Origin of the sequence: Pseudomonas sp. Pse1, assembly GCF_024519635.1 — a bacterium.
Classification (GTDB): Bacteria; Pseudomonadota; Gammaproteobacteria; order Pseudomonadales; family Pseudomonadaceae; genus Aquipseudomonas.
On sequence record NZ_JALJRO010000007.1, the window covers coordinates 123527 to 136402 of the forward strand.

Sequence of the window (12876 nt, forward strand, 5' to 3'; positions counted from 1 at the left end):
CAATCGGGCCTTTCCCCAAAGCCCCATGCGAGGTGAACGCTTGAACCAGGATGATGAAAAGCCTGCCACTGGTCCGGCCCTGCTCGAATCGGTGGAGATGGTCTTCCGCCTGCTCGATGAACTGACCGCTGCGCGGCGCCCGCTCGGGGTCACCGAGCTGGCCCAACAGCTGCAAACGGCCAAGCCGCGCACCTACCGGCACCTGGCTTCGATGCGCCAGTTGGGGATCCTCGAGCAGGACCCGACCACCGAGAAATACATGCTCGGTTCGCGCCTGGTGGCCTATGGTGAAGCCGCTGGCGAACAGTTCGACCTGCGCGCCATCGCCGATCCCTACCTGACCCGCATTCGCGATGCCACCGGCCAAACGGCCTTGCTCGCTGTCGCCACCCACGACACGGCACTGGTGGTGTCCTGTGTCGAATCCAAGGCCAACGTGTGCATTTCGGTGAAACCTGGCAACCGTGTGCTGCCGTATTGTTCGGCTCAGGGCCGCACGGTACTGGCATTCGCCGATACCGCCAGCCAGCAACGGGTGATGCGCCGCAAGATGCCGCAACTGACGCCCGTAACCCTGCACGAACCGGAGGCGTTGGCCCAGCGCCTGGCGCTGATTCGCGAGCGTCTGTATGACGATGCGGACGGCGAGGTGACCATAGGGATCAACGCCGTGTGCTGTCCGATTTTTCGCGACAACGACCAGATCGTCGGCACCATCGGCATCGTCGGGCCAAGCGCGGCGATCCCGTCGCCACCACCGGCGGCAATGTTGCGCGAGTTGCAGTCGGCGGCGGCGGAGATCAGCGAGCGTTTACATGCGGGAACCTACCAGCGCCTCTAGGCGCTGGCGGTCATGGCAGGGGCCGGATCCGGCTCCTGTGTGGGTGGCGCTTCAGAGGATGTTGATCGGGTACTCGGTAATGACCCGCACTTCGTTGAAGTTCAGCCCGCGATCGGGGCTGCGGAAACTGGCCTGGCGGATGCGAAAGGAAAGGTCCTTGGCCGACCCGGATTGCACCACGTACTTGAGCTCCAGGTCGCGTTCCCAGGCGCGACCGTTGTCGGTTTGCGCGGTATGGAAATCGGTGCCGCGCAGGTAGCGGCCCATGAAATTCAGGCCCGGCATGCCGACGCCCGCAAAGTTGAAGTCGTAACGGGCCTGCCACGAACGTTCGTTCTCGTAGTTGAAGTCCGAATATTGCACGGAGTTAGCCAAAAAAACCGTGCTGTTGCCATCCACACCGTAGGTGTAGTTGCCGGTGCCGGTCACCCGCTGATGGGCGACCATGAAGGTATGTGGCCCGGCCGCCAATGCGGCCGACAAACTCCAGATACGGTTATCCAGGATGCCGCCCAATTGCCGGCCTTCACTCTGGGTGTCATACCCGTTGAAATCGAACGTTGCCGCTAAACCCTCGCTGATCGGTAACGCCAATGTGCTGCCCAGGTAATATTTGCGCCAGTAATCCCCGACATCGGAATGATAGGCGCGCACGTTCAATTGTTTATTGACGGTGTAGTTGCCACCGAACAAGTCCAGCGAGGTCATGCCACCGCTGTCGTGTTCACTCTGATCGCGGCTGCGCAAAGCCGTGAAGTGGCCGGCGTGCAGCGTCAGATCGGGGATTTCCTTGCTGGTGACCAGCCAGCCCTCGGTGGTTTCGGGCAACAGACGGTTATCGCTGGTGGCGAGTACCGGCAGGTTCATCAGTTGCTCGCCGAACTTGAAGATCGTTTTCGAGAACCGCGCTTTTACTGCAGCGCCACCCTTGGAATAGCTGCTCTTGGCACCGTCGCTGTCTTCCTCCAATAGCAGCGTGCCACCGCCTTTGCGCCCCCCGCCAGTGTCCAGTTTCAAGCCGAGCAGGGCGATGCCGTCCACCCCGAAGCCAACGGTCCCCGGCGTATAGCCGGACTCGAAGAGGCCAATGAAACCCTGCGCCCATTCTTCGGAGTAGTTCTGTGAAGTGCGGTCGTCGAGGAAGTTGCGATTCATGTAGAAGTTGCGTGCTTTTATCGAGAAGTGCGCATCTTCGACAAAGCCACCCGTGTCGGCCATGGCATTGCAGGAGAGGGCGCAAGTAACAGCCAGTGCCAATGTGGTCTTCTTAGCATTCATGTAGTTATTTTCCAGGCGTGTGCGTGAGCGCACGGCCGTCATCAAGGCGATGACGGCCGTGGGTTCAAGTTCGATAAATCAGGAAGTGTGTTGGCGGACGATTGGATTATTGGAATTGTTCGTTAGGCATTTGTCTCCGAAGTGGTTAGTTGGCCGATTACACCAGTTGGTCGATCAGGGTTTTCTGAAAGGCGACGGTTTGCGCGTCGGGTTGTTGAGACTCGAGCATTGCGAGCAACGGGTCCTGCACGTCGGTGCGAATGCCACTGAGCGCCTCGATGGCCGCCAACCCGCAGAACGGCACATAGGCTTCGGCGTAACCGCCTTCGTGCACCAGCACCAGTTTGCCGTCGCACAGGCGTTCGGCTGCCTCGCGGGTCAGACGGGTCAGTTCGCGGTAGCTGTCGCTGTGCAAAAGCATGCGCCCCAGAGGGTCGACGCCGCTGGCGTCATAACCGCAGGCAACGATGATCAGTTGCGGGCGATAACGCTCCAGCGCCGGCAGCACCATGCGTTGCATGGCGTGCAGATAAGCCTCATGGCCGCTGCCTGGTGGAAGGGGCACATTGACGTTGAGCCCGGCTCCAGCACCGCTGCCGGTATCGTGTTCGCCGGTGTAGCCGCGGGGGTAGGCGCGCTGCTGATGGATCGACAGTGTCAACACGTCGTCGCGTTCGTAGTAGATCGTCTGGGTGCCGTTGCCGTGGTGCACGTCCCAGTCGAGCACCGCCACACGCTCGATGCCGAATTGCTCGCGAGCGATCTCGATGGCGATGGCGATGTTGTTCAGGTAGCAGAAACCCATGGCCTGATCGGGCAGGGCGTGGTGGCCGGGCGGGCGGCTGAGCACGTAGGCGTTGTCCAGTTCGCCTTGCAGCACCTGGTTGACGGCCGCACTGACCAGACCTGCCGATACCCGGGCGACCTCATAGGTGGCCGGGCCGACCGGTGCGCCCGGGTCGAGCAGGCCACCGCCGTTGGCGCACAGTTGGCGAAAGCGCTGCAGGTACTCGGGCGTGTGCACCTTGAGCATCTGCGCCATGGACACCGGCTCGCCGCCGCGCTGCACCAGCGACTTGCCCAGGCCCGAGACTTCCACCAGGTTTTTCAGGCGGCGCTTGGACTCCGGTGATTCGGCGTGGGCGGCACCCGACGGTGGTTCGACCCAGCCACCCACGGGCAAGGTCAGGGCGAACAGGCCACCGCTGTGCCAGAAGCAGTGTTCATCGTGAAAAAATCCGCTGTTGCTCATTTCTATTCCTTGTATCAGGGCAGGCTCAGCCTGCGGTGCCAACAGCGGCCACGGGCCCAGCCTGGGAGCGCACCCGGGCCATCACCAACGCGGCGGCGAGGTTCAGGGCGGCGAGGATAAACAGGCCGTATTCCAGGTGACCACTGGACTGCTTTATCCAGCCCATCATGAACGGGCTGGCGTAGCCGCCGAGGTTGCCGACAGTGGTCATCAGGGCGATACCGACTCCGGTGGCGGCGCCGGTCAGCAGCGTGCCGGGGATCGCCCACAGCACGTTGAATGCCGAGAGGCTGCCGGCCATCGCCAGGCACAGGCTGGCGAGGCACAACAGTGGCTGGTTGTGGAAAGTCGCGCTGAGGGCCAGGCCCAGGCACGCGGCGAGGATCGACAACGAGGCGTGCCAACGGCGTTCGCGGGTACGGTCCGAATGCTTGCCGACAAGCAGCATGCACACCGAGCCCACGGCGAACGGCACAGCCGACAACAGGCCGGTCTCCAACAGGGTCTGCTCACCCAGATTGCGGATAATCTGCGGCAGCCAGAACGACACACCGTAGGTGCCGCACAACAGGGCGAAATTGACGAACACCAGGCACCACAACGCACGGTGGCGGAAGGCGCTACGCAAGGTGTGGGTGGCACCCGCCTGCTCGTGCTCCCGACGTTGGCGGTCGAGGTCGGCGACCACCTTGGCATTCTGTGCGGCGCTCAGCCAGCGCACCTTGCCGGGGCGGTCATCGAGGTAGAAGAACACCACGATGCCGAGGAGCACCGCCGGCAGGCCTTCGAGCAAAAACAGCCATTGCCAGCCGGCCAGGCCGTGCATGCCGGCAAAGGTCTGCATGATCCAGCCCGACAGCGGCCCGCCGATTACGCCGGCAAAACCCACGCCCAGGCTCAGACAGGCCAGGCCCTGGGATTGCGCATAGGACGGCAGCCAGTACGTCAGGTACAGCACGATGCCAGGGTAGAAACCGGCTTCGGCCACCCCGAGCAGGAAACGCAGGATATAGAACGAAGTGGGGGTGGAAACGAACATCATCGAGGTCGAAATGATGCCCCAGACCACCATGATCCGGGCGATCCACAAGCGTGCGCCGACACGCTGCATCATCATGTTGCTGGGGATCTCGAACAGGCAGTAGCCGAGGAAAAATACCCCGGCGCCAAAACCGAAGGCCATGTCGCTCAGGCCCACATCGGCGGCCATCTGCAATTTGGCGAAGCCGACGTTGACGCGGTCGAGGAAGGCCACGACGTAGAGCACGAAAAGGAACGGCAAGATGCGCCAGGCGATGCGGTTGTACAGCGAGCAATCCTGGTCGCTGACAAAGGTGTTGCGGGAAATGAGGTTCATCAGAGGCTCTCTGGAATTATCGGGCAGCCTGCATGCAAGGCAGGCAAAAAAGCTTTTTTTGGGCAGTGAGCGGTAAAACGGGACTTCGCTATTTTGTTTTTTTCTGCGAAACGCTGTTTCTCTGTGTGGTCGCGATATTAAGAAGCCCTCCGAGTGGATGTCAAGGATTGACGGGATGAATGGGCAACGGCGTGCCGTTGTCCCAGGTTCAGCGGCGGGATAGAGAGCGCGAGAGCAATAGCAGCAAGGTGGCGAACAGCACCATGATGGTCGCGGCTGCCAGCAGCACCGGGCTCAGGGCTTCACGGGCAGTGGTGAACATTTCCCGCGGCAGGGTGCGTTGGTCGGGGCCGGCGAGGAACAGCGTCACCACCACTTCGTCCAGCGAGGTGGCGAAGGCGAACAGGGCGCCCGAGACCAGGCCCGGCGAAATCAGCGGCAAGGTCACCTGACGCAGCGTGACCCAGGGTGTCGCGCCCATGCTGGCGGCCGCCCACAACAGGCGCTGGTTCAAGCCGCCGAGCGCAGCACCGACGTTGACGATGACGAAGGGCACCGCCAGGGTCGTGTGCGCCAGCACCAGGCCCAGGTAGCTGCGGGTCAGGCCGGCACTGGAGAACACGAAGTACATGCCGACCCCGACGATCACCGCCGGCACGATCATCGGCGCGATCAGCAGCACTTCGATCACCCGCTTGCCAGGCATCGAAGGGTGACGCAGGCCGAGCGCCGCCAGCCCCCCCAGCAACACCGCGAGGGCGGTGCTGGTCAGGGCGATGGCAAAGCTGTTGGCCAGCGCGCCGAGCCATTGGCTGGAGCCGAAAAACTGCTCGTACCAGTGCAAGGTGAAGCTGCCCAACGGCAGCGACATGTAGCGGTTGTCGCTGAACGACAGCGGCAAGACCACCAGGATCGGCAGCAGCAGGAACGCCAGCACCAGCACGCCACTGAGCGACAGGCTCAAATTGCCGAACCACGCCAGTGGCCCGCGGTTGGGATTGCGGATCATCGTTTTGCTCCTTCGTGGCCGCGCCGAGCCAGGTGCGCCTGGACCAGATAAAGCAGGGTGGTGGCTACCAACAAAATCAGTCCGAGGGCTGACGCCAGGCCCCAGTTGAGGGTGCCGGTGGTGAATTGCGCGATGTAGAAGCTGATCATCTGGTCGGCAGGTCCGCCCAGCAGCGCGGGGGTGATGTAGAAGCCCAGGGTGACGATGAACACCATCAGCGCGCCGGCTGCCAGGCCTGGCAGCACTTGCGGCAGGTAGACCTGGAAGAACACTCGCAATGGCCGCGCGCCCATGGAATAGGCCGCCTGCACCAGCAAACGGTTACAGCCGGCCATGGCCGCCAGCAGCGGGAAGACCATGAACGGCAGCATCACGTGGACCAGCGCCAGGATCACCCCGAAGCGGTTGTAGAGCAGGTGCAACGGACTGTCGACCAGGCCCAGGCGCAGCAGCCAGGCGTTGACCAGGCCCTGGTCCTGCAACAACACCATCCAGGCAGTGGTACGCACCAGAATCGAGGTCCAGAACGGCAGCAGGATCAACAGCAGCAAGGCGTTGCGGGTGCGCGGCGTACGCTTGTCGAGGAAGGCGCACAGTGGGAACGCCAGCAGCACACAGACCAGCGTGGTGATTGCCGCAATGCCGAAGGTGCGCCCGAGAATGGCTCGGTACAGCCCGGTTTCCTCTTTGGCCACCAAACCATCGCGGTAGTCGTGCTTCAGGTCCACCGCTGACAGCAGGTGATAGCTGCCGACCGGCCCCGTGGCGCGCTTGAAAGTCTGCCACGTCGCGTTGTCCAGCCAGCGCGGATCGAGGGCCTGCAGCGAGGCCGCCGTGCCGTCCAGTTGCGCCGCTTCACGGCGCGCGGCGGTCAACAGGGCACGCAGTGCCGGTGCCTCATACGCCAGACGTCGTGCTGCTGCCGCGAGCTCTCGCGGTTGCACCTGGCGCAGGTCCTTCACCAGTGGCGCGAACAGGCGTTCGTCCGGCGCCGAGGTGCCGTCCCAGTTGGCAACCGCCAGGGCCGTGGCGGGCAACGCTTCAGTCAGTTCCGGATCGGCCACGGCGCGCCACAACAGCGTGCCGATGGGGCCGACGAAGGTCAGCAGCAGGAACAGCACCAACGGAGCCAGCAGGCCATAGGCCCGCCACAGCGCGGCGCGATCCTTGCGCGCCACCACCGGGATGGCGTTGTCGAAGGCGAGAGCACTCATGTGATTTCCCCCGGCTCACTTGGCCGCCCAGGCGGTCCATTTGGCATTCAGTTCATCGATGCGGTCGACCCAGAAATGGTCATCCAGCACCAGCACGTTGGCGCTGTTCTGTGGCGCACTGGGCGAGTCGACCATTACCGCCGGGTCGGTGTCGGCGATGCCCTTGAGCGAGGTGATGCCAGTGGGTTGCAGGGCTGGCCAACGCTTCTGGTTCTCGCCGTCCCCCATCACCTTGAGCAGGCCGTAGGCCTTGTCCACGTTGGGCGAGTTGGCGAGGATTGCCCAGCTGTCCATCGTTTGCAGCGACTGGTTCCACACCAGCCCGAACGGCTTGTGGTCCTGGCGGATGGCATTGGTCACCCGGCCGTTGTAGGAGGTCGTCATCGCCACCTCGCCGGATGCCAGAAGTTGCATCGGCTGACCGCCGGCCTTCCAGAACAGTAACTGGCCCTTGATGCTGTCGAGTTTGTGGAAGGCGCGCTCGACACCGCCGGGCGTGCCGAGGGTCTTGTAGACGTCGGTCGGGGCCACGCCGTCGGCCATCAGGGCCGCTTCCAGATTGCCTTTGGGGCCCTGGCGCAGAGCACGTTTGCCGGGGAAGGTGGCGGTGTCGAAGAAGTCGCTCCAGCCGGTCGGCGCACGCTTGAGTTTGCTGGTGTCGTAACCGATGACGAAGTTGTAGACCGCATTACCGATGCCGCATGTGCTGGTGGCGCCGGGGATATAGTTGGCCTTGCCGCCGATGCGGGAAACGTCCAGTGGCACGAACAAGCCTTCGGCACAGCCCAGTGCCAGGTCTTCGCCTTCGACCTGCACCAGGTCCCAGCCGCCGTCGTCGCTTTCGGCACGGGTGCGCAGCAGTCCGATGCCGCCTTCCCAACTGTCGTCGACGACTTTATTGCCGCTGGCCTGGGTGTACGGCTTGAAGAAGATGTCCCGTTGCACGTCCTGATAGGCACCGCCCCAGGAGGCAACGGTCAGGTCGCGGGCCTGGGCGCCGCTGGCGAGCAGGGCGAGCCCGCAGAGGGTGAGGGTGCTGAAGCGGTGACGATTGATCATGGTGTGACTCCCAGCCTTTGGAATTGGAATTGGTTGGCAGTGATGCAGGTCGAGCCGATGCGTTATTTGTTGTTGTGTGGTCGTGCAATACGTCAGCGCAGCACCATGGCCTGTTCCGCCGGCACTGCCAGGGCCAGGGTTTCACCAGGCTGCGGGGCAGCGCGTCCGAGACTGGCTGGGTTGCAGGTCATCGACAGTTGCGCACCTCGGGCCATGCGCAGACGTATGCGGCTGTGGGCACCGTGGAAAATGCTGTCGATCACTTGCACGTTGATCGAGGGCTCGCCAGGTGCGGCCAGGCGCAGGTTTTCCGGACGAATCGCCAGCGCCGCGCGATCGCCTGGGGCCAGGCTGGCATCGGCGCAGCAGGCTTCATGGGTGCTGCCGTCTTCATCCAGGCGCACTTGGGCGTGGCTGGCGGTTCGGGCGATGACCGTGCTGTCGAGCAGGTTGGTCTCGCCCAGGAAGTTGGCCACAAAGCGGCTCGAGGGCCGCGTGTAGAGCAGGTGCGGCGCGTTGATCTGGGCGATTTTGCCGTCGTTGAACACCGCCACCCGGTCGGACATGGTCATCGCTTCGTCCTGGTCGTGGGTGACGTAGACGAAGGTGATGCCCAACTGTTGGTGGATGGCCTTGAGTTCCAGTTGCATGTGTTCGCGCAACGCCTTGTCGAGCGCGCCGAGAGGTTCGTCCATCAACAGGATGCGTGGGCGATAGACCAGCGCCCGAGCCAGCGCGACCCGTTGCTGCTGGCCGCCGGACAACTGCCCGGGGCGACGGTCCTCGAAACCCTCAAGACGCGCCAGGGCCAGTGCTTCACTGACCCGAGTGCGGGCCTCGGCGGCCGGTACCTTACGCAGGTTTAGCGGGAACGCCACGTTCTGCGCCACGCTCATGTGCGGGAACAGCGCGTAGCTCTGGAACACCACGCCCATGTCGCGCTTGTAGGCGGGCAGGGCGCTGATGTCCTGGCCATCCATGAGGATGCGCCCACGATCCGGGGCGTCGAAACCGGCCAGCATCATCAGCGTGGTGGTCTTGCCCGACCCGCTGGGGCCGAGCAGGGACAGGAACTCGCCCTGGCGAATGTCCAGGTCGAGGTTGTCGACCACCCAGCTGCGTTCGTCGTAGGTCTTGTACACGCCGTCGAAACGCACCACGGTCGAGGCGCTGGCCGGGGCGGCAATAGGGGCCTGCGGTAGCGGCATGGCGACCTCGGGCTGTGGGCGCAAGGACTGGGCGATCATGGCCGCACACCTGCATGGACTTCATCCAGTGCCTGGGCCACAGCCTTGAGAATAGTCTGGATCTGGTCGGCATCGACGATCAGCGGCGGCGCCAAGACCAGGGTGTCGCCCAGGGCGCGCAGCAGGATGCCGTTGCGTTGCAGCACCGTGCTGACCTGCTGGGCGATCTTCAGTTCAGCGGCGAACGGCTCGCGGCTGTGCTTGTCGGCAACGAATTCCAGGGCTGCCATCAGGCCGATGCCGCGTACCTCACCCACCAGCGGATGATCAGCCAGCGCGCGCAGGCCGGCCTGGAACGCCGGAGCCACTTCGCGCACATGGGCGACGATGTCCAGTTCGTCGTAAAGGCGCAGGGTTTCCAGCGCCACGGCCGCCGCCACCGGGTGGCCGCCGTAGGTGTAGCCGTGGCCGAGGCCGCCGAGGGCCTGGCTCTGGTCGGCAATGACCTGGTAGATGCGGTCGCTGACCAGCAGGGCGGAGATCGGTTGAAACGCAGCCGACAGGCCTTTGGCGCAGGTGAGCATATCGGGCTCGATGCCCACCGCCTCGCTACCCCAGTAATGGCCGGTACGTCCAAACCCGCAGATGACTTCGTCGGCGATCATCAGGACCTCGTACTTGCGCAGTACCGCCTGAACTTTGGCGAAGTACCCGGTCGGCGGCACGATCACGCCGCCGGTGCCCATGATCGGTTCGGCGAAGAACGCGCCGATGGTCTCGGGGCCTGCTTGCAGGATGGTTTGCTCAAGCTCCTCGGCCAGGCGTGTGGCGAAGGCTTCTTCGGTTTCCCCAGGCTCGCCCTGGCGGTACAGGTGCGGGCAGCGCACGTGGATCACATCCGCCAGCGGCTCGCCCCAGCCTTTATGCATGTTCGGCAACCCGGTGAGGCTGGCGGCGGCAAGGGTGGTGCCGTGGTAGCAGCGCTGGCGAGCGATCAGCCGATGCTTGCCCGGCTTGCCGATCGCGGTGTGGTAATAGCGCACGAACTTGATCGCGGTATCGACGGCCTCGGAGCCGGAGCTCTGGAACACCACCTTCTCCAGCCCCGCCGGGGCATGGGCAATCAACTCGGCGGCAAGGTCGGCGGCCGGACCGTGGCTGCGGTGGGCGAAGGTCTGCTGATAGGGCAGCTTGAGCATCTGCGCATGGGCGGCATCGGCCAGGCGTGGCTGGCTGAAACCCAGGGTGGCGCACCACAGCCCGGACATGCCCTCGATATAGCGCTGGCCGTTTTCGTCAAACACGTAGATGCCTTCGCCACGCTCGATCACCAACGGGCCGACCTGCTCATGCAGCCGCAGGTTGGTCTGGGGATGAAGGTGGTAGGCGATATCACGCTGGGCCAGTGCCGAGCCTTGGGCATTCATGGGCGTACTTCCTCTAGGGTTAACTCGTAAGCGTATGCGGGACGTAGTTTCATTTTTACGAGCTATCGGGATGCTCGTCAAATGTTTTCTGTTTCGCTGGTAGAAAAACTGTTTCGCACACGAAACCAAGGAGGGCGTTGTTTTTGTACCTGGGATAATTTTCCTTTTTGAATCAACAGGTTTGCTGTTCAGAGCGTTGCTGGGCGCTCAGCGCGCTGGACGGTCGTCACTTGTCAGTGGCTCACGCTTGAGCGATATTCGCGCCATCGAGTTGTTTCGCCTGTGCGAACGGCGCGCACGAAAGGGAGACCCAAGACGATGAGTGAAGAAACCGGGAAGGGCGGCGTCAGGTCGGTGCAACTGGCGTTCGATGTGCTGGAACGCGTGGCCGGTGCCGACGGCGAAATCGGTGTCAGCGAGCTGGCGGCCCAATTGAATACCACCAAGGGCTCGGTATTCCGCCACCTGAAAACCCTGGTCGAGCGCGGCTACCTGAGCCAGAACCCACAGACATCGCGCTATCGCCTGGGGATCCAGGCGTTTGTGCTGGGACGCGTGGCAGCCAGTGGTATCGACCTGCTCAGCGCCTCGACCGACGCCATTCGCGACTTGCGTGAAGAATTGGGCCTGACGGTGGTGCTGTCGGCACTGCAAGGGCGCCGCCTTGTAGTGGTCGACACGCAACTGGGCAAGTCATCTCTGGAGATCGGCGTACGCACCGGCACCGAATTGCAGTTGCACTGCAATGCCCAGGGCAAGGTCGCACTGGCGTTCTCCCGACAATTGAATGTCGAGCAGGTCATGACGGCGGGATTGGCGGCCATCACCTTGCACACCGTCACGGACCCCAAGGTGCTGCAGCATCAGGTCAGCGAGGCGCGCCGTCAGGGCTGGGCAGCCGCGATAGAAGAGGAGACGCTGGGGGTGTCGGCGCTGGCAGCGCCAATTCTGGGGATCAACGCCGAACTGATTGGCACCCTCGCACTTGTGGCGACGGTGCAGTACATATCCAGAGACATCCATCCGGATCAGGTGCGCGCATTGAAGACGGCGGCATTGCGCGCGTCTTGGAACCTGGGGTTCAAAGGGGAGTTTTTGACTGATTGATGCGGTTGTGTTTGGTTAGAGGCTATCCGGATCGCCAAAAAACATCTGAATCCGCGACCGCAGCCATCTCTCCCCCGGATCATTATCCTGCGACCCCCGCCACGCCATATGCAGCTCAAAGCTACGGGTCGGCAGCGGCGGATCCTCGGCACGTACGCCGCCGGCGGCGGTGAGGGCTTCGGCGGTGTAGTCGGGGACGGTGGCGACGATGTCGGTGCCGGCGAGCAGGGTGCTCAGGCCGTTGAACTGTGGAACGGCCAGTACCACGTGGCGTTTGCGCCCGAGTTTTTCCAGCTCTTCATCGATGAAGCCACTGAGGTCGCCGGCGAACGACACCAAGGCGTGGGGGCGGGCGCAGTAGTCGTCCAGGCTCAGGGGGCCGGGGACGGTGTCAGCGCGCAGCAGTTTGGGCTGGCTGCGGCGCAGCACCTTGCGCTTGGCGTTGGCCGGCAGGTCGGTGGTGTAACTGACGCCGATGGAGATTTCGCCGGAGGCCAGCAGGCCTGGCATCAGGATGTAATTGACCCGGCGCACCACCAGCACAATGCCCGGCGATTCGGCGCGCAGGCGCTTGAGCAGCATCGGCAGCAGGGCGAATTCGACGTCGTCGGACAGGCCGATGCGAAACACCGAGGTGCTGGTGGCCGGGTCGAATTCGGCGGCGCGACTGACCGCAGTGGAAATCGAGTCGAGGGCCGGGGACAGCAGGGCGAAGATTTCCACGGCGCGGGCGGACGGTTCCATGCTGCGTCCGGTGCGCACGAACAGCGGGTCGTCGAACAGGCTGCGCAGGCGTGAGAGGGCCGCGCTGATGGCCGGTTGACCGAGAAACAGCTTCTCCGCGGCGCGGGTCACGCTGCGTTCATGCATCAGGGTTTCAAACACGATCAACAGGTTCAGGTCGACACGACGCAGGTCATTACGATTCATCTGGAGTCCTGGCAGAATCAGCAAACTTGACGAGAGCGGCCATTTGAGAACAATGACCGGCATGAATCTTACGGGGAAAGGCTGTTACTCTGCACCGAGTAAATCATTTTTCCCACAAGATGGGTTCGGTTTTCAAAGTGGATGGACGGATTGCCGCGGTTGCGGAATCAATGACAGGCATGTCGACTATTAATAGCCACTGATGGTCTTGGCGC

General features: G+C 63.3%; 11 protein-coding genes. 2 read left to right on the forward strand and 9 right to left on the reverse strand.

What is annotated here, in order from left to right:
- Nucleotides 1–40 precede the first annotated feature (40 nt).
- Nucleotides 41–841, forward strand: coding sequence for an IclR family transcriptional regulator (locus NR126_RS12825; RefSeq protein WP_256350807.1), 801 nt, complete (start codon nt 41–43; stop codon nt 839–841).
- 51 nt (nt 842–892) lie between these two features.
- Here NR126_RS12825 and NR126_RS12830 read toward each other — a convergent pair whose 3' ends face one another.
- The 8 genes from NR126_RS12830 to NR126_RS12865 all read right to left on the reverse strand — a co-directional run bounded on the left by NR126_RS12830 (nt 893) and on the right by NR126_RS12865 (nt 10624).
- A complete protein-coding gene (locus tag NR126_RS12830; RefSeq protein WP_027616358.1) occupies nt 893–2119 on the reverse strand; it encodes an OprD family porin in 1227 nt (408 codons plus the stop codon).
- Nucleotides 2120–2276: 157 nt separating this feature from the next.
- Nucleotides 2277–3371, reverse strand: coding sequence for a class II histone deacetylase (locus NR126_RS12835; protein ID WP_027616359.1), 1095 nt, complete (start codon nt 3369–3371; stop codon nt 2277–2279).
- A gap of 25 nt (nt 3372–3396) precedes the next feature.
- On the reverse strand, nt 3397–4728 hold the full coding sequence (locus NR126_RS12840) for an MFS transporter (RefSeq protein ID WP_027616360.1): 1332 nt from the start codon (nt 4726–4728) through the stop codon (nt 3397–3399).
- A 208-nt stretch (nt 4729–4936) separates the two neighbouring features.
- Nucleotides 4937–5734 carry an ABC transporter permease gene (locus tag NR126_RS12845; protein WP_027616361.1) on the reverse strand — a complete coding sequence of 266 codons (798 nt, stop codon included), beginning with the start codon at nt 5732–5734 and terminating at the stop codon, nt 4937–4939.
- A complete protein-coding gene (locus NR126_RS12850; protein ID WP_027616362.1) occupies nt 5734–6951 on the reverse strand; it encodes an ABC transporter permease in 1218 nt (405 codons plus the stop codon). The genes NR126_RS12845 and NR126_RS12850 overlap by 1 nt, the downstream gene beginning before the upstream one ends.
- A 15-nt stretch (nt 6952–6966) precedes the next feature.
- The gene (locus NR126_RS12855) at nt 6967–8010 is read right to left on the reverse strand and encodes an ABC transporter substrate-binding protein (protein ID WP_256830365.1); all 1044 of its coding nucleotides are present in this window, start codon (nt 8008–8010) and stop codon (nt 6967–6969) included.
- 92 nt (nt 8011–8102) lie between these two features.
- Entirely contained in the window at nt 8103–9218 is a 1116-nt protein-coding gene (locus NR126_RS12860) for an ABC transporter ATP-binding protein (RefSeq protein WP_372826442.1), read from the reverse strand.
- A gap of 35 nt (nt 9219–9253) precedes the next feature.
- Complete coding sequence (locus NR126_RS12865) at nt 9254–10624, reverse strand: aminotransferase (protein WP_256830367.1); 1371 nt, start codon at nt 10622–10624, stop codon at nt 9254–9256.
- 318 nt (nt 10625–10942) lie between these two features.
- Between NR126_RS12865 and NR126_RS12870 the strand changes: the two genes are divergently transcribed.
- The gene (locus tag NR126_RS12870) at nt 10943–11731 is read left to right on the forward strand and encodes an IclR family transcriptional regulator (protein ID WP_027616366.1); all 789 of its coding nucleotides are present in this window, start codon (nt 10943–10945) and stop codon (nt 11729–11731) included.
- Between the two features lie 15 nt (nt 11732–11746).
- On the opposite strand, the gene NR126_RS12875 is transcribed toward NR126_RS12870, so the two are convergent.
- The gene (locus tag NR126_RS12875) at nt 11747–12661 is read right to left on the reverse strand and encodes a LysR family transcriptional regulator (RefSeq protein WP_105754586.1); all 915 of its coding nucleotides are present in this window, start codon (nt 12659–12661) and stop codon (nt 11747–11749) included.
- Between the last annotated feature and the right edge of the window lie 215 nt (nt 12662–12876).

Bases quoted from the DNA above. Each gene is read 5' to 3' on its own strand.
- NR126_RS12855 (WP_256830365.1), bottom strand. From the start codon at position 8,010: ATGATCAATCGTCACCGCTTCAGCACCCTCACCCTCTGCGGGCTCGCC.
- NR126_RS12830 (WP_027616358.1), bottom strand. From the start codon at position 2,119: ATGAATGCTAAGAAGACCACATTGGCACTGGCTGTTACTTGCGCCCTC.
- NR126_RS12835 (WP_027616359.1), bottom strand. From the start codon at position 3,371: ATGAGCAACAGCGGATTTTTTCACGATGAACACTGCTTCTGGCACAGC.
- NR126_RS12865 (WP_256830367.1), bottom strand. From the start codon at position 10,624: ATGAATGCCCAAGGCTCGGCACTGGCCCAGCGTGATATCGCCTACCAC.
- NR126_RS12875 (WP_105754586.1), bottom strand. From the start codon at position 12,661: ATGAATCGTAATGACCTGCGTCGTGTCGACCTGAACCTGTTGATCGTG.
- NR126_RS12840 (WP_027616360.1), bottom strand. From the start codon at position 4,728: ATGAACCTCATTTCCCGCAACACCTTTGTCAGCGACCAGGATTGCTCG.
- NR126_RS12870 (WP_027616366.1), top strand. From the start codon at position 10,943: ATGAGTGAAGAAACCGGGAAGGGCGGCGTCAGGTCGGTGCAACTGGCG.
- NR126_RS12860 (WP_372826442.1), bottom strand. From the start codon at position 9,218: ATGCCGCTACCGCAGGCCCCTATTGCCGCCCCGGCCAGCGCCTCGACC.
- NR126_RS12850 (WP_027616362.1), bottom strand. From the start codon at position 6,951: ATGAGTGCTCTCGCCTTCGACAACGCCATCCCGGTGGTGGCGCGCAAG.